This window comes from Spiroplasma endosymbiont of Agriotes lineatus (genome assembly GCF_964019485.1).
GTDB lineage: Bacteria > Bacillota_I > Bacilli_A > Mycoplasmatales > Nriv7 > Nriv7.
Genome location: NZ_OZ026448.1, coordinates 664,019 through 681,151, shown reverse-complemented (window position 1 = coordinate 681,151; position 17,133 = coordinate 664,019). Strand labels below are relative to the sequence as shown.

The 17,133-nt window shown below is 25.4% G+C and carries 21 protein-coding genes and 2 pseudogenes; 8 read left to right on the top strand and 15 right to left on the bottom strand.

Going from position 1 to position 17,133, the window contains the following annotated elements; all coding sequences use genetic code 4:
- The first annotated feature begins 6 nt into the window (after positions 1–6).
- From AACK93_RS04405 to AACK93_RS08115, 5 genes are all read left to right on the top strand, one after another.
- Entirely contained in the window at positions 7–192 is a 186-nt protein-coding gene (locus AACK93_RS04405; protein ID WP_339023877.1) for a hypothetical protein, read from the top strand.
- Positions 193–320: 128 nt separating this feature from the next.
- Positions 321–1,154 (top strand): hypothetical protein, encoded by an 834-nt coding sequence (locus tag AACK93_RS04400; RefSeq protein WP_339023876.1) that lies wholly within the window; start codon positions 321–323, stop codon positions 1,152–1,154.
- 317 nt (positions 1,155–1,471) lie between these two features.
- Positions 1,472–1,879 carry a hypothetical protein gene (locus AACK93_RS04395; RefSeq protein ID WP_339023875.1) on the top strand — a complete coding sequence of 136 codons (408 nt, stop codon included), beginning with the start codon at positions 1,472–1,474 and terminating at the stop codon, positions 1,877–1,879.
- Between the two features lie 138 nt (positions 1,880–2,017).
- Positions 2,018–2,716, top strand: a complete 699-nt coding sequence (locus AACK93_RS04390; RefSeq protein ID WP_339023874.1) for a hypothetical protein — start codon at positions 2,018–2,020, stop codon at positions 2,714–2,716.
- Positions 2,685–3,041 (top strand): integrase core domain-containing protein, encoded by a 357-nt coding sequence (locus AACK93_RS08115; RefSeq protein WP_422398185.1) that lies wholly within the window; start codon positions 2,685–2,687, stop codon positions 3,039–3,041. The genes AACK93_RS04390 and AACK93_RS08115 overlap by 32 nt, the downstream gene beginning before the upstream one ends.
- Before the next feature lie 135 nt (positions 3,042–3,176).
- Here the strand turns inward: AACK93_RS08115 and AACK93_RS04385 are convergent, their stop codons facing one another.
- From AACK93_RS04385 to AACK93_RS04375, 3 genes are read right to left on the bottom strand one after another with little or no spacing between them, the layout of a single operon-like run.
- On the bottom strand, positions 3,177–3,398 hold the full coding sequence (locus AACK93_RS04385) for a hypothetical protein (RefSeq protein ID WP_339023873.1): 222 nt from the start codon (positions 3,396–3,398) through the stop codon (positions 3,177–3,179).
- Between the two features lie 23 nt (positions 3,399–3,421).
- Positions 3,422–3,757 carry a hypothetical protein gene (locus AACK93_RS04380; RefSeq protein ID WP_339023872.1) on the bottom strand — a complete coding sequence of 112 codons (336 nt, stop codon included), beginning with the start codon at positions 3,755–3,757 and terminating at the stop codon, positions 3,422–3,424.
- A 19-nt stretch (positions 3,758–3,776) separates the two neighbouring features.
- Positions 3,777–4,241 carry a hypothetical protein gene (locus tag AACK93_RS04375; protein WP_339023871.1) on the bottom strand — a complete coding sequence of 155 codons (465 nt, stop codon included), beginning with the start codon at positions 4,239–4,241 and terminating at the stop codon, positions 3,777–3,779.
- A 641-nt stretch (positions 4,242–4,882) separates the two neighbouring features.
- Here AACK93_RS04375 and AACK93_RS04370 point away from each other — a divergent pair.
- Positions 4,883–6,007 (top strand): annotated as a pseudogene (locus tag AACK93_RS04370) (IS3 family transposase).
- Here the strand turns inward: AACK93_RS04370 and AACK93_RS04365 are convergent.
- From AACK93_RS04365 to AACK93_RS04335, 7 genes are all read right to left on the bottom strand, one after another.
- Positions 5,969–6,244, bottom strand: a complete 276-nt coding sequence (locus AACK93_RS04365) for a hypothetical protein (RefSeq protein WP_339023870.1) — start codon at positions 6,242–6,244, stop codon at positions 5,969–5,971. The pseudogene AACK93_RS04370 and the gene AACK93_RS04365 overlap by 39 nt on opposite strands.
- Before the next feature lie 171 nt (positions 6,245–6,415).
- A complete protein-coding gene (locus AACK93_RS04360; protein WP_339023869.1) occupies positions 6,416–6,571 on the bottom strand; it encodes a hypothetical protein in 156 nt (51 codons plus the stop codon).
- A 517-nt stretch (positions 6,572–7,088) separates the two neighbouring features.
- Positions 7,089–7,226, bottom strand: coding sequence for a hypothetical protein (locus tag AACK93_RS04355; RefSeq protein ID WP_339023868.1), 138 nt, complete (start codon positions 7,224–7,226; stop codon positions 7,089–7,091).
- The gene (locus AACK93_RS04350) at positions 7,201–8,733 is read right to left on the bottom strand and encodes an APC family permease (protein ID WP_339023867.1); all 1,533 of its coding nucleotides are present in this window, start codon (positions 8,731–8,733) and stop codon (positions 7,201–7,203) included. Before AACK93_RS04350 ends, AACK93_RS04355 begins: the two co-directional genes overlap by 26 nt.
- Positions 8,734–9,023: 290 nt before the next feature.
- Entirely contained in the window at positions 9,024–9,206 is a 183-nt protein-coding gene (locus AACK93_RS04345; protein ID WP_339023866.1) for a hypothetical protein, read from the bottom strand.
- A 233-nt stretch (positions 9,207–9,439) separates the two neighbouring features.
- A complete protein-coding gene (locus tag AACK93_RS04340) occupies positions 9,440–9,733 on the bottom strand; it encodes a UPF0236 family transposase-like protein (protein ID WP_339023865.1) in 294 nt (97 codons plus the stop codon).
- Positions 9,734–10,013: 280 nt separating this feature from the next.
- On the bottom strand, positions 10,014–10,415 hold the full coding sequence (locus AACK93_RS04335) for a UPF0236 family transposase-like protein (protein WP_422398169.1): 402 nt from the start codon (positions 10,413–10,415) through the stop codon (positions 10,014–10,016).
- A gap of 242 nt (positions 10,416–10,657) precedes the next feature.
- On the opposite strand from AACK93_RS04335, the gene AACK93_RS04330 reads away from it, so the two are divergent.
- Positions 10,658–12,784, top strand: a complete 2,127-nt coding sequence (locus tag AACK93_RS04330) for a PQQ-binding-like beta-propeller repeat protein (RefSeq protein ID WP_339023864.1) — start codon at positions 10,658–10,660, stop codon at positions 12,782–12,784.
- A 213-nt stretch (positions 12,785–12,997) separates the two neighbouring features.
- Positions 12,998–13,126: pseudogene (locus AACK93_RS08110) on the top strand (IS256 family transposase); the annotation flags it as partial.
- A gap of 72 nt (positions 13,127–13,198) precedes the next feature.
- Here the strand turns inward: AACK93_RS08110 and AACK93_RS04325 are convergent.
- From AACK93_RS04325 to AACK93_RS04305, 5 genes are all read right to left on the bottom strand, one after another.
- Positions 13,199–13,687, bottom strand: coding sequence for a hypothetical protein (locus AACK93_RS04325; protein ID WP_339023863.1), 489 nt, complete (start codon positions 13,685–13,687; stop codon positions 13,199–13,201).
- Positions 13,688–13,736: 49 nt separating this feature from the next.
- Positions 13,737–15,914: a hypothetical protein gene (locus tag AACK93_RS04320; RefSeq protein ID WP_339023862.1), complete on the bottom strand. Its 2,178-nt coding sequence runs from the start codon at positions 15,912–15,914 to the stop codon at positions 13,737–13,739.
- 265 nt (positions 15,915–16,179) lie between these two features.
- The gene (locus AACK93_RS04315; RefSeq protein WP_339023861.1) at positions 16,180–16,572 is read right to left on the bottom strand and encodes a hypothetical protein; all 393 of its coding nucleotides are present in this window, start codon (positions 16,570–16,572) and stop codon (positions 16,180–16,182) included.
- Positions 16,573–16,594: 22 nt separating this feature from the next.
- Positions 16,595–16,843 carry a hypothetical protein gene (locus AACK93_RS04310; RefSeq protein WP_339023860.1) on the bottom strand — a complete coding sequence of 83 codons (249 nt, stop codon included), beginning with the start codon at positions 16,841–16,843 and terminating at the stop codon, positions 16,595–16,597.
- 2 nt (positions 16,844–16,845) lie between these two features.
- Positions 16,846–17,130: a hypothetical protein gene (locus AACK93_RS04305; protein WP_338967899.1), complete on the bottom strand. Its 285-nt coding sequence runs from the start codon at positions 17,128–17,130 to the stop codon at positions 16,846–16,848.
- Between the last annotated feature and the right edge of the window lie 3 nt (positions 17,131–17,133).

Here is a 17,133-nt window from a genome sequence, read left to right as displayed (position 1 = left end):
CAACCATTGCCTACGGAAATAACTAAAAAGAATGGTGAATATCAGTATAATCAGTTTCAAGATAAACTTGATTATTTAATGACACAACGGCGAGATTTTGATAAATTTAATTATAGTTATTTATATTGAGTACCCGTTTTTAATTTCTTTGATAATAATTTTAAATATATGGTGAAATGTCAATTGAATTAAATGCTTTTAAATAAAATAGTAAATTTACTTTAATTTGCAGTTTTCAACCTGAAAACTCATTATATTTTTTTGATAGCTTAGAATTTTTTAGTTTTAGTGATGTTTTTAGAATCGAAATTTCTTTAGGAATGGTTACTTTTTATTTAAATTATAAAAAATTAATTAAGTTTATTTGATTGGATGGTTGAACTGAAGATTTTATCAACACCTTTTTTAGACAAATTAATTATTATGGTAATACTTTTTATTTTTTACGCTATGATGACAAATTAAAGACTGATTTTAAAGATTTTATGTTTTTTTATTTAAAGGACTTATCGAATCAGTATTATTTCAGTTTATTTGATAAAATTTATAAAGTTTTAGGTGGTTTTTTTACACAATTCTTTTATGCGAGTTTTGATATGAATGCTTCTACTTATGTAGGATTAAGTTATAAAGGAATGCAAGAAATTCCTAAAAATGTTTTACAAATGGTTTTTTTCTACCGCTCATTAATTACTTTTTATCCCAAACAATATTTAATTAATTTTGGTTCAACAATCGAAAATAGTAAAAATATGATTTTTCGTTCTTATTTTTTTGTTGAAGATAAAAGAATTATTAATGGTTTTAATAAAGGTGAAAGTTCTTATCAAATAAATTTTAATGTTTTAAAAGCATATAATAACCAATTATGGAATGCTACTAGCAATAAACTGCATTTTTATAATGCTAAAGTTGATGTGATGTACGGAATTAATATTTTTACGCTAACGTTTCCGCTATATAAAAAGAAAAATGAAAGCACTGAATATCATTATTCTTTATACGATTTTAACATTTTGAATTCAACAGCTTTTATTGGTGGCGGAATAAGTGGTAATATGGATGATTTAATTCCTATGCCCAACTGTTCTTATTGAGATTTATTTAGTGTGCTATATCTTGTGGTATTCAGCACGCTTCTGTTATTGTATTAAATTGATTACTTGGTCTTTCTGGGATTAATCTTTTAATTCGCCCCCTTGCGTTGCGTTGCGGATATGGCCAAAACAACAATTAATTTTACGAAAACTGCTTTTCCGTTGTTTGAAGTTATTCTGGCGTTTCAAATGTTATTTGAATTTGTAGTTCTACTAGCAATCTTGATAATGATATTAAAAAAGTTCTCTTAAATATTGCCATTATTTTTTATAATATAATTCCTTTGAAAAGAGGATTTTTGTTATGTGAAAATTTTTATAAGCTTTAAATTTATTATGTGTAATATAGTTTCTTTTTGAAAGGAGAAATTTTGATGTATAAAAAATTTTTAATTGCATTAGGTTTAGCAAATATAATGTTTGTTTCTGCTTGTAATTCTATTAATAGTAAAATTGAAAAAAAATATAATTTGGAGTTTGCTGAGATTTTAAATAGTTCTTTTGTTAATACAAGTGTTAGTAACTATTTAACGGGTTGATTACAAATTAATAGTGTTAAAAATCAATTACCCTCTGATACTGGATATTCTGATTTCTATATTGTTTATAACGACGGTAATGGTAATATTATTTCTAGTGTTTTTGATTTTTATAAAAAAAACGGAGTTTTAAAAAATAAAACTTATAGTATTGATAAAATCGTTAATGTTAAAATAACAATTGCTCGCTCTAATTTTGATAATTTTTGAATAACTTCATTTTCGACGGAAATGCCTCATTAATTTAGTAATTTAATAAATATTTTTGAAAATCGTATATAAAAATACGATTTTCTTAATTTAAGGAGTTTAAAAAAATGAAATATATTATTTATCAAGCTGATTTAGCAGATTTAAAAGCAAAAGTACAAAGTTGACTAAGTGCTAATTGTCGTAATCCTTATTACTTACTATAAAACTAAAAAACGCATTACTGCCTATTTAAATTTATGTACTTATTTTTATATTGAAGAAACCGCTTTAACAAAACTTATTAAAAAATATTTTAAGAATGCCACGAAAACCTTTTATCGTTGGGCGGAAAAAATTATGACCGCTTATTATTTTGACAATTTAGATTTATTATTGTTTAAAACTATAAAACCACAAAATTTTAATTATCAATATAGTTTAAATTCTCGTGAAAAAGTATGTGATTTATATTTTGATTACAAAAATCTTCAAGCCGGTGGAATGTGGTCTTTATTTAACAATTTAAAAATCGGTTTTCACGATATTAAAAATTCAGAAGTTTCTAAAAACATCAAAACTTTTTATCACTGAATTAAATTTGATCCTCGTTGAAAAGAATTAAAACAACAAATCAAACAAACTAAACGCCATTTTCATTTTAAGTGTTATGAAGTCTCTGAGATCGGTCTTTTACAAATATGGATGCCAAAATCATTACCACATCAAATTTTCCGGTTGATAAGAAATATTACATTTATGGATTTCATTGACAAAAAAACACGGCTAGTATTTGATTATGTTTATGATAGTTTAGGAACTAATAACGCGATTAACGCCGTGCAAAGAGTAATAAAAGATTTCAGGTGAATTTGTTGGCATAACCATTAAACGCCTTTGCACTGATAATGCCCCAGAATTTACTACTACTAATTGAAGTAATAAAAAAGCATACAAAGTAAAAGAAAGGTATTTTACAACCTTTTTTTCAAAAAACGGAATTGTTCACGAAACTACACCAATTCGCTCGCCACAGAGTAATGGCAAAATTGAGCGATTTCATCAGCATTATACCAAATTATTTTATTCTAAGGATAAGAAATTAAATCAAAATGAACTTCAACATTATTTAAACAAATATTATTACTTTTATAATTTTGAACGCCCCCATTCATATTCATCTTTAAATAATAAAGTGCCTTTTCAAAAATTATAAAATTTTTCAAAAAAACTTATTTAAATTATGCAGCTTTACAAAGAGTTTGTGCAGCAAATCCAAATAAAGCAGCTAATCCATCCAACTAATGGTGCTGCTTGCTGCCGCTAGAACACACAAAACCTACAGTAATTCCTACGGGGGCCAGGGAAGGCCCCGGGCCCCCGTAGTTATAGAACAACTAGTAGAATTAGTTTTTCTTTTAAATCTTAAATTATTATTTCGATTTTCATTCAAAGTAGCAGCTACGTCAATTCCTAACGAGATTCCTAATTTATTTTCAAGATTATTAACTTTTTTTATACTCATTGTCTTTTTGCGTTGTGTGCTCGTTGAGTATTGGAATTGTTTCATCATTGCTGATTGCGTTCTTTTCTAATTTAATTTTCTCATTGTGTTAATCCTTGTTGTCATTCAATTGCTGAATTATTATTATTATATGATTGTTTAACTCGCAAGAAGCGTTGTTGAGCTTGATTAAAAGCTGTATGATTTTGATTTCTTTGAAATTCTAATGCCACTCTTTGATATTCTTGATTAGAATTATTTCATTGATTTTGAATATGTAGTCATTGAACTTCTTCTCATCTTTTAGTTAGTTTTAAAATTTTTTCTTCTGTTTTTATAGATGTAGATGTAGGGCTGTTTGCAACTAATGTTAATGTTCCGCTTCCTGCCATTATTATTGTTCCTAAAATTCCTAGGAATTTTTTCATTTTTTTATTCCTTCTTTCTTTAATTAACATAAATACTATTATTTGGATTTTCATTATCTCAATATCCAATAGTATTTGTTTTGATAATAATTGATTGTTCTTGTTTTAAACTTCTTCAAACTTCGTGAAATTCAGAAAAATGTTCTCAAATGAAATTTGCCATTATATTTATATCTTCTTTATTTATAGAACCGCCAGCACCACTATGGTCTGATTTTGGTAAATTAGAAATTAATATCATTGTTTGTTCTAAAAAATTTTTTTTACTGTCAGATTCAAATTGATAAATAATTTTAAAAGCAATATCTGAGGATAATTTTAATTTTAATTCATCATGTTCTAAAAACTTATATCATTTTTCAAACAAATCATTATTATTTAATATTTTTTGTATTTCACAAGAAGGCAGATTTGTTGCAATTAACATTGGCAGGGCAGCCCCTGTAATTGTTATTGTACTTAATAAAATAAGTAATTTTTTCATATTAATCAAATCCCTTTCGTAAATTTTTGCTAATTAATAAAATTTACAACACTTTTTCTTTTCTCTAAAAATTAATCTACAGTCTTTATACTTTGTAATTTAATTACAAACTATTTTTAAAAATTTTCTGCATTATTTGATAATTTATCATCCTTTTTTAAAAAAATGCTTGTGATTGTCATAAGTCTGTGGTATGTTACACAAGGATGTAGAAAACTATATACATGTGACAAAATTTTGGTTTTTACAAGCTGGTTTTTTTAGTTCTTAACCACCTTGCTGTTAATTAATAAATAAATATGAGCTCATTTATTTATTACAAGAAATATAAGGTTAAATTAATATTTATTATTTTTAGTTATGCTTTGTATTTTTTTGTGCCTTGATAGTAATAAACTAAGTTAATTAGTAAACGAAGTTTACTAACAAATTTTGTTAAACACAAATGTTTAACAAAATAAATATTTAACTTAGTTATCTAACTAAATATATTTGTAAGGAGGGTATGTATGTGAGAAATATTGAAAATATTTTTTTAAATATTAAAAAATATCTTTTTGGATAGGTTACAATAAGTTGGACCATATTTATGTGGACTTTCAAAATAAGATAAAATTATTAAGAAAGTAGGAATATAAAAAATGGGCAAAAATTCATATACAGATGAATTTAAAAAACAAATTGTCATGCTTTATCAAAGCGGGAAAATCATTATTGAAATTATTAATGAATAGGGTATTTCAAAATCTGCTATTTATAATTGAATAAAATCATTCGATAATTTTGGTTCTTTTAAAGCAAAAGATATCAAAGTAATGAAGAAAATGAATTAATTTACTTACGAAAAGAATTAAAACAATTACGAATGGAAAACGATATTTTAAAGCAAGCGGCACTGATAATGGCCAAAAAATAACAATAATTAATAACAACAAAAACAAATATTCAGTGAGGAAAATATGTAAGATTTTGGGTTTATCAAAATCAACGTATTATTATTATCAACCTAATAAATGCACTAACAAGCAAGTTAATAATTATGAACAAGAAATTGTCAATACATTTAATAAAAGTCGCAAAATTTATGGGGCCCGTAAAATTAAAGCTGTTTTAATAAGAAAAGATATCATCTTATCGCGGCGAAAAATCAGATGCATTATGATCAAAAATAATTTGGTTTCTAGATACTCTAGATACACCAAATTAAAATATCGTAATCATAAAACAACAACTAATAATGCCCAAATTAGTAATGTTTTAAATCGTGAATTTAATGACAAAAAACCCAATGAAGCTGTTGTTAGTGATTTAACATATGTGCAAGTTGGCGGGAAATGACACTATATTTGTTTGTTAATTGACTTGTTTAATCGCGAAGTAATTGGCTTGGCTATAATGCCAGGCCAAACAAAACCGCTGAATTAATTCAACAAGCTTTTCATAAAATAACACGACCATTAAAGCAAATAACTTTATTTCATACCGATCGTGGTAATGATTTCAAAAATAAAATCATTGATGAAATTTTAATAACTTTTAACATTAAAAGATCATTAAGCAATAAAGATTGTCCTTATGATAATGCTGTGGCCGCAACAACTTACAAAACCTTTAAAACAGAATTTATTAAGGGTAAAAAATTTGAAAATTTAACACAATTAAAATGCGAACTATTTTATTTTGTTAATTGATACAACAATATTTGAATTCACGGCAGCTTAAATTATTTAACACCCGTTGAATTTAGAAAACGGCAGTCTACATAATAAAAAGTGTCCTAAAAAGGGTTGCCATTTCATATTTTCTTTTGAATTAGGAGCTTTAACTCATTCTTCAAAGCGAGCAATAAATACTTTTTCGTCTTTTGTGAAATTACCAGTATTATTTTTAATGACATTTTTATATTTAATTCTAATTTTTATTTTGGCATAAATTTTATAAGCAAAATATGCCAATAGCATGATGCAAATGATAATAAATATTAATCCAATTGCGATATTCATTTTTAAAATCCTTTAAAATAGTTATAATTTGTATCTTTTTTTATTGTTATTTTTCTGCAATGAATCAACTTATAATAATTATCCTTTAATTAACTTGGTTTCATTTTCTTTTTGATTAATTGAAATTATTTGATATTTACTATTCTTGATTATTTCGATGCAAATAGAATTTTAATATTTTCCTTTATAAACAAATCGTTTTGAAAACCAAACACCGATTTGTTCATTAAATCACGGAATTTTTGGTGCTTTAATAAACATTGCGTTTTGTGTTTCTTTTAAGAGATATTTTTTAGTATTTAAGAAAATGTTTTCAATGTTTTTCATAATAAATTACCTTTCTTATAAATAAACTAAGTTATATTAACTAAGTTGTTAGTTAACTTAGTTTTTTAAACACTTATATATCGCAGATTTAAGTGTTTAATAAGCTTTGTTAGTAAATTTTGTTTTTTAATTAGATAAAGATTTTAATAATTTTAAACTTAGCACCCCCCCATATAGAAATTTTTACACTTTAATATTCGCGCCCTACCTTTGGAACTAATTTAATAGCGTGTATATTTTTAGGAAACCCATCTATTCATTTTTTTATTGCAAAATGAAACAAATTGCTATAGCTAATAGGGCGTTATCTATTAACTGGTAAACTTCTTTTGGTTATGGCGACCACCCGACCACCCATAACTTATCGTGCTTTAATACATACCAACATTATTAATTCACTTATATTTAATTTTCAAAGAACAAAATTTTAACACCTTATAAAATAAAAAGACAATCATTACTGACTGTCTTAATACTTATTCAAATATTTGTCCACTTAACAAAACTTTATGCGTCTTTATAATTCAGTAATTTCTTCTCCAAATTCAGAACCATCACCTGTCTCATTAGGAGTAATTTGTTTCAGAGAAACATAAATATTTTCTAACACATTACCATCATTAGAAAACTTATTTGTAGTCCCGCCCGTTATCACTTATTGGTTGTTCAAGTTCTGACACATTACCAGTTTCATTATCATTTTCTAATTCATTATCTTTCATAAATAATCCTAATCAAGGCAAAGCAAGAATTAATAGTAAAAAGAAAATTTGTAAAATTGCTCCTACTTTATTTTCAGAGGTTACTAATAAAGCAAAGTAAGAATAAACATTATATCCCAATATTAAAGTAATGCATAATATAGAAATAATCGCTGCCGGAATAAAATATCAAGCATTAAGCGTTTTAATTTTTTTACGATAACGATTTAATAAACCATAAAAGATAATTACACCATATAACATAAACGCCATCACAACACCAGCATTACTAATAAAATCAAAGAAATTATAATTATCATCAGTAACTATCGTTGGTAGCGCCATAATTACAATCCAAATTGCAAATAATACTCCCGCCACCATTAATGTTGCTGTTTTAATACCAAAACGATTAATAACTTTTTGTCATATTTTATCGTTACCAACAACAAAACCATCATCTAATGATGACCTTGTTAACTTTGTCATTGAAAAACAATAACCATTTAAAGTTCCAAAAGCACTAATAAGAATAAAAATAAAAATTAATCGCGCACAAACAACATTAACTGTAGGGTTATTAAATATTTTTTTCGCGGCAATAGCAACGCTGCCGCCAGGGTCTAAATTTAATGTTGAAATTGAAGTTAAAACATAAATAAAAGTAATTCCTGTTAAACCAAAAACTAAGGCTAAAGGAATATTTTTACTAGAATCCTGAACATCTTTTTGAATATAAGTTGTTGATAAAAAACCATCAAAGGCAAAAAGAATTCCTGGTAGCGCCATTAATAGCATTTCAAAATGACCTTTATTTTTAACAATTTCATATTTCTTTGGATCACCTAATCCGGTTTCTAAAAAAGCACCTGCTCCTGCATTAACAACAATTAATCCGGCAACACCAATAAAAATTAATGGTATTAATTTTAAAATAACGGTAATCATTTGTACTCATTTACTAATTGATTCATTATAAATGCAACAAACAATAACAAATAAAGTATATAAAACTGCAAAAATACTTAATAATAATTCATACACATTAGAACCGCCTAAGACATTTGCTAAACGCATTTCTGTATCTTGACCACCGCCAATTGCCCAAACAGAAGCCTTACTAGTATAATAAGCTACTGTAAAAGCAGTTAATGGCAAATAAATATTATTCATTGCATTACGAACAACGCGACCAAATTTACTACCAGCAAACATTTTTGCATATAAAGCAATTCCCGAATTACTATCTTGTTTTGCCGATGAAATTTCCATAAATGATAAACCAAAAGAAATTGCTATACCACCACCAATAATTCAAGCAACGATTCCTAAGATTCCATTGCCATTAACAACGCCGTAAACACCTTCATTTTTAAAGAAAATCCCAGTTCCAATTACTGTCCCCACAACCATACAGAGGCACATAAATAAACCATATTTTCTTGCAACATTTTGACTCATATATTTTTTCCCCTTCTAAATTATTAATTTTATTTAATTTTTTTATTTTCATAATATTATATATATTTATTGGATAGGTTACAATAATTTGAACCATATTGGTCGCGTTTAGTTTTCTTAGGTATTGCTTTGAAGAAGTAAAACAATCAGCTAATTATATTATTTAATTACTAAACTAACCCGCCCTTCCTTGTTATTGTCATTTTTATTCATTACCATTTTATCATATTATTGAATTTTTGCACAATGAAAAATTATTAATTTTATTAAATTTTAACTAATATTTTTACTTACTTAAATGTAATATATTTATTTGTATATACAATTCTACCTTTATTAATTCAACTATCATCATTTTTCTTATTATATTTATTTCATAATGAACTTTTATATATTTCTTTTCTGATTGCTATTTCTGAATTAATATTTTCATTAATGTAATGTAATACATTTAATTTGTTTAAATTTGCCATTCTTAAATGTAATAGGTTATTTAAATTCTTATGATTATATATTTTTGCTCCATATCCTAATTGTTGTTTTACTAAATGTGATACATCACTTTCAATGCTGCAACCGATATTTCATTCTAAATTTTGATGATGAATACCTTGCTTATTATTATTGAAATAATTACTAGCCTTCCTTAACTTTGTTTTAATATCTTTATTTAATTCATTTTTAACAACATTACGAATGGTTTTGATTAATTCTTGATGGATTTTCCATCCTTATATAATTTAATTCAACTATTTAGTGTTACTTTGCGATTTTCAAAAATAATATTAAATGCAGTTTGTTTTAATTTTTTAATAGCATGATAACCATCTAAAATATATCTAACATTACCAAAACTATTGGCAATTTCTCTAATTCAAGCAGCACTATCGCCACAAACAATTATTTTGTCATAATTAATATTAACATAATGTTTTTGCAATTCTTTAATTAATAAATCACGATAATCCATCGTATTTATTCGTTTACCAACTTTTAACATTAGAAAATGACCTCGTTTGTTTTCTAATTCTCTACGAGCGTTTTTGTAATTTTTTTCTTTATGTCCGGTATGAAAAGTAACTAAATGAATTCTTTTCTTTGGTCTTGTTTAATTTTATGATCTAATGTCGCTAAAAATGTCTCATCTAGTTGAATATATAAATCCTTATTTTTGACATCAATTCTAGTTTTAGTTTCTTTTTCTGCTAGTTGAAAATATTCAGCAATATCGTATTTATTTAAAATACTTGAAATACTAGCTTTTGAAATATAACAATGATTTAAAGCATCTTAAAACATCGCGATATCGTTTTACCATCACCTAAAATACTTAAAACTTTAAATTGAACATCAAAATAAATGCATTGTTTGGGCAATAAACCAATTTCTTTATCTAACAAACATACATATTCAAATTTACCTGATTTTTGATTTCAATATTTATATCGGCGTCGTTTAAAAGTAACATCACCAAAAATTGTAATAATTGTTCTTGTTGCAAAATGAACTACTTTATAACCTTGTTTTAACCGATAATGATGTAAATATAGGTATTCATCTAATTTTTCGTATTCATTAGCTAGTTGTTCACATTTGTTGGTGTACATATTTTTATGGGTTGTAAATAAGTTTAATCAATGCTTATTTTCTGGGGTTTTTAAATTATTATTAATTTCTAACATAGAAAAACCACCTTTCTTGGTATTAATTTTAATAAAGTTTAATTTGGTTTGATTATTTTTTTGTTTTAATGATAATTTTTTCTAGAATTAGTATTCAATATTCTGAAAAAATGATAGAAATTCTTATTTAATTATTTATAATTAATTTGTATTAATTAAATTTTATAAATTTAAGAAAGGGTCGAGTGATTACTATAAAAATTTATTAATTAGCAAAAATTCATGAAAAGGATTTAATTAATATGAAAAAATTACTTAGTTTATTAAGTACAATAACAATAGCAGGAAGCGGAATGTCGGGCATTGTTGCCAATAGTCCGTATCCAACTCCAACACAAGAAAAAATAGAAAATATAAATAATAAAAGACAAAAACGAAGCAATAATGAAAATAATAAAATAAATAGAACAAAAATTGTTATTAAAACAGGTGGGCACATTTTTTCTTCGAGTGTGGTTTTCAACAGTAAATTATATTTTGGTTCATGAGATGGTAATGTTTATGAGTATGATCCAGCAACAGGACAACAAAAAATTGTTATTAAAGCAAATAGTATTGTTTTTTCTTCGGGTGTAGTTTTCAACAATAAAATATATTTTGGTTCACATGATCACAATGTATATGAATATGATCCAGCAACAGGACAACAAAAAATTTTGATCACACTAAAGGATGAAGTTCTTTCTTCGGGGGTCGTGTTAAATAATAAATTATATTTTGGTTCAGGTGATCATAATGTATATGAGTATGATCCAGTAATAGGCCAACAAAAAATTGTTATTAAAGCAAATAATGTCATTCATTCTTCTGGTGTGGTTTTCAACAATAAATTATATATTGGTTCACATGATCACAATGTATATGAATATGATCCAGCAACAGGACAACAAATGGTTATCATTACAACAAAGGGCGAGATTTTTGCTAGTGGAATTATTTTAAATAATAAATTATATTTTGGTTCAAAAGATCATAATGTATATGAATATGATCCAGCAACAGGACAACAAAAAACTGTCATAAAAACAGAAGAAGGAATTTGATCTTCTGGTGTGGTTTTCAACAATAAATTATATTTTGGTTCAATAGATCACAAAGTATATGAATATGATCCAGCAACAGGACAACAAAAAGTTGTCATTACAACAAATGGAGAAATTAAATCTTCTGGGATAGTTTTCAACAATAAATTATATATTGGTTCAGGAGATCACAATGTTTATGAATATTCAGCAACAGGACAACAAAAAATTGTTATTAGAACAAATAACTGAGTTGATTCTTCTGGTGTGGTTTTCAACAATAAATTATATATTGGTTCAGGAGATGGTAATGTTTATGAATACAGTAATTATGATTTAAATTCTAATTTAGGAGAAATTAGTAATAATTTTGATAATATAATTTTAAGTGAATTAAATTATTTAAATCCTGATTTAGATATTTCACTATTAGAAATAGTTAACAAAACAAATAATTCAGCGATAATAAAAGAAAAAAATAATAGTAATAATAAATATTTTGGAGAAGTTATTGTTAATTATAAAATTAAAAATAAAGATGAAATTAATGATATTAATTTAAACGAATTAATTAAAAGAGCAGTATTTTTTAAGTTTCGAGATGAAAATCCAAATTTAATATTTAAAGAAATAAGTAATGTTAATAGTAATAATTTAAATTTTTCAAATACTGAAATAACAAAACAAGAAAATTCATTTTTATGATCTAATGTTCCTAAAAATGTATGTTCTGATAGAGAAATTACCAATAAAACTCCAAATACAAGATCATTTAATGTACCCGCTTGTGAATATAATTCAAAATCAAAATTAGTATTTCAAATTACAACAGGATTAACTAAAACAAAACAAGAAAATAAATTAAATGGTTGAAACATAAATTCTGATGATGAAATGAAATTAACAGATTTTACAAATATAAATAATAAAAATTCTGAAATCATTAATGTATTATCAAATGAATTTGATTTATCAAACACAAATAAACAAGAACAAGAAATGATTTTAAGTATTTTTAAGGAACCCGCTGATAAATTTGAACTTAATCCCAATGAAAAATTAAAAATTACTTATCAAGTAAGAATAATTACATCTAAAGTTATATTAAATTTAAAACAAAAAATTACAGGAAATATTACTGCCAAAATAATTGATGATAACAATAAAGAACAAATAGTTACATTATCAATTAAAGAAGCGATGCAAATATTACAAAAATATAGCTTATTGCCAGATAAAATTACTATAGATAAAAACAATGATAACATAACTTTTAATGGGGAAGCATTTTTTTCATCAGAAAGAGAAGGGCCAGTAAGAACAAATACAGTTACTACTATAGTATAAAGTTTTATAAAAACGATATTAGCTATTTAGAACAATAACTTTAATTAAAACAAGCCCAACAAGTTTAAATTTCTTGTAAAAATAAAAAATATTCAAACCAGTAATTAACTAAAATTACTGGTTTTTATTTTGTCAAAATATAAAAAATGAAAAAGTTGTTTAGTTGTCCAAAAGTGTTTGTTATCGTAAAAAGTCATCTTTCTTTTGGCAGTTATAGTTTTTAAAATATGCTATTTAGCATTTCAAAATATGACTAAAAAATGAACAATGCCAATTCAAAATTGGGGTAGTGCAATTTCACATTTAATGATAAAATTTGAAGACAGAGTGAATTTAAGTTAATTACTTAGAGACACATATAATTGTACAGCCTCTAGAAAAAACCACGCTTCCTGAATAGTAAATTTTACCAGTTTAATTATTTTTAAATTCAGTTTTAAATTCTAATATTTTTCATTTGGCATATCTTTCATTTTTGTCTCATTCTCGTACTTTCATTTTTATGTTTTTTAATTTTTTATTTTGATAGGATAAAAAATCTTTATTTTCTCAATATCTTGGTTCACTGTTTTTTTCTCAATTTAAATCATATTCTAATGATTTTAATATTGGTAATGTAATCTTGTCATTTTTGTCAACATAAAATTCTCAATCATTAAGTTTCATTCGTGGAGGCAAGTTTTTGGGCATAAATTTATTTTCTACATTAAATTTTATTTCTCATTTTTGATTTCACTTGCTGTTGTCATCTTTTGATGATTTAAGTGTTAATTTTGATTTTTTTAAGTTTAATTCGTATGATTCATTCTCAATTGGCAATGTTGTTTTATTTTCTTTTTTAGAACACCCAACTATTGGCAATGTTGTCAGCCCCCAAAGAGCTATTATATTTAAAATTTTCATAAATTTAACTCCTTTATTTTGTTTTTTCAATATATATATATATATATAATTATACAAAAATTCTTAATATCATTAGAAAGATGGCAAAACCAATTAAAAATTGAAAGGTATAGTAAAAAGCTGGCACGGTTTTAAAGATCGGAAAAATGGCGGTTGAAAAGTTAACTGTTGCTTTCGCAATAATTGCTAATGGCCGTAAAATCGTAATGATTTGTGACGCTGTCAGAATTCAGTTAATCATTTTGATACTAGCATTCTGAATGGTACAACCAATATCATTAAAGGTTGGTATTCATCGTCCAGAATATTTGCAATTTGCTGGCGGAATTAAGTCATCTCATTCTGAGTTGGTTGAACCATCAGGTATAAAGGCTGTGGAATTAAGAACATTAAAGTCATAAATTTTAAAATTGTAATTAGAGATACCACCCTTGTGATAAAGTGGAAAAGTTAAGGTAAAAATATTAATACCATAGCGAATATCAATATCGGTATTAAGGTAATTAATACTGTTAGCTGGTTTACTGGTCGGCAAGGTAATCAGTTTATTATCATAGGATTTAAGGACATTAAAATCAATTTGATAAATGCTATTGTTGTTTTTAATAGCATTATAATTTTTTTGGTGCGTTTTTTTATCAAAAGTAAAAAAATAACTTCTTAGTAATAATTCTGAGTTTCCTATAATATTTACTAAGTATTTTTTGGGATAAAAAGTAATTAAGGAGCGATAAAAGAAACCGATTTGAATAAAATAGTTCTTGTTATAATTATCTACGCCTTTAAAATCAATTTCAGTATGAGTGTTTTCATCCATATCAAAAGTCGCATAAAATAAACTGGCAAAAAAATTGCCAAGAATTTCGTAGATTTCATCAAAGACATTTTTGTAATCGCTGTTGTTAATACCAGGGATGTTGTTTTTAAAGTATAGGTAAATGTCATTTTTTAATTCAGGGTCGTATCTCAAAAAACTAAATCTAACATTGAGGTAATTTAAGGTACCAAAAAGATACTTAATTAGGTAATAATCGTTAGCCTTTTTGGTGTCGTATTTTCAGATTTCGGCCTCACCATGTAGCAGTTGTAAATAATTATTTCCAGCAATTAGGGTTTTGTTAAATGCCTTAATTTTAAGGACATTATCGTTATTATCATCTTGTTTTGGAATGGTCATTTTAATTGTATTTGTTCCTTGCAATTGTGTGCTCGTTTCAATTGCGGTAAATTTAACGGTAAATGTTCTGTCAGCGACATTGTCTGTTGTTAAATCAAAAGTAGCCCTTTCATCTAAGTAATTGTTGTCATTATCTTTAATTTCTGTATTATAGTAGTCGATACCTTCAATTGCATTATTTACGCCAGTAAGATTATTAATTGTTTCATTAAGTCTCTTTTTAATTTTTTTTATAACTTCAATTTTGGTTGCATTTGTCGGGTCAATTATTTCTGAGTTTGGTAAAATAGTAGAATTTTTGTGATAAAAATAGCTTTCATTTTTAAAACCATGATTTTTAATCGTAAATTCTTTATAGTAACCTTTTTCTAAGGTGTCAATGAAATTAAATACCGGTGTTCAATAGAGATAAGAGTAATTAAATTTATCAAAATCACCACGATGAATCATTAAATAATCAAGATTATCAATAACATCACTATAGTTATGATTACTATCAAATTTGGTGGTTTTTTCTGGTAAATCAATATCAGTCGAGGGTTTAGTTTCTGATTGTGCGTCAAATTCTAATATTTTTCATTTGGCATATCTTTCATTTTTGTCTCATTCTCGTACTTTCATTTTTATGTTTTTTAATTTTTTATTTTGATAGGATAAAAAATCTTTATTTTCTCAATATCTTGGTTCACTGTTTTTTTCTCAATTTAAATCATATTCTAATGATTTTAATATTGGTAATGTAATCTTGTCATTTTTGTCAACATAAAATTCTCAATCATTAAGTTTCATTCGTGGAGGCAAGTTTTTGGGCATAAATTTATTTTCTACATTAAATTTTATTTCTCATTTTTGATTTCACTTGCTGTTGTCATCTTTTGATGATTTAAGTGTTAATTTTGATTTTTTTAAGTTTAATTCGTATGATTCATTATTTTGCCTTTTGCTTCTAATTAGTGATTGTGTTTTTGTTTTATCATTATTAATGTTTCAGGGAATGGTAAAAATGTTATTGAAACTAATAATTATCATGGTAAATATTTTCATAAACATTTTTATCACTCCTTTTTAAAATATTTTATTTCTCGTTGTTCTTTTTTCTTTAATTTTTTTAATAAGTCACTCAATACCACAATTTATAATTACCGCTATTGTCATGCATATATCTAAATATCCTAATATCATAAGTGAAATTAATGTTTCAAATTTTTCATATAATAATTTCAAATCATTAATTTCCAATTTTAAAAATGGAATGAAAAAGATAATAATCATAAAAATGTAAGGCAAAATTCTTCATCAATATCTTTTTAAAAAATTAATTAACTTGTTTGATTTCATTTTTCAAGGCTCTTTTTGCTTTAATTTTTTGAATAATCAAGCGGATTAATTTTTCAAATTTAAGTGCAAAATATATTGCTCCGCCTCATCAAAAAACAAAAATTCCTGCTAGCATAATACCACTATTGAATTTGCCAAAGAATTTAACCATTTGTTCATTCATAAAATTATTAAATTCATCACTTGTTCCAGTTATTCATTTAGTATTGATTGCTGTTAATACACAAAGTAATAAGCTTATAAAAATGAAAATGATACTTAATACTATTTTTAACCACTGCTTTTTAAAAGAATTTTTAATTCTTAATTTTAATGGCATCTTTTCTTTTGAATTATCTTTTTTAAATAATTTTATTAAAAGTTTTTTCATTTTAACTCTCCCTTCATATTTTTTATCGTCCTTTAATTACAATAAATAAGGCAATAAGTACACAAGTAACACCAAGAATAGTAAAGATTGGGTGTTGCGAAAATGTTCGTGCCATTGGTTTAAATAGTTCTAAAATTGTTAAATTGCTAGTAATAAACTTTTGGAAATTGACAAGACCTTCGCTAATATAGTTTGTTAAAGTTTCAAAATGACTACCAGCTAATAGTCCAAGAACAGTTATTAAGATAAAAATAATAATTAGTTTAAACATTTTTAGTTACCTTGTTTTGTTTTTATCGGTTTTACTTGTTTTTTAACTTTTCCTCAGGCACTTAAACGACCTTTATTTTTAACTGCATATTGGCGTTGTTTTTCTAAATTAACTTGTTGACTACCAAATCCAAGAATAATTGCCATAAGAAATTCTACGGCCAGCGTTAAGAATAGAGGAAATATTAGTTGAATATTTGTTCCCGGTACTTCAAGACTTCAAATTAAATCAAAAACTTTATAAAGCATTTGAGCGAGAAAGTCCGCCATTTTTGCAAGATTTTCCATTTT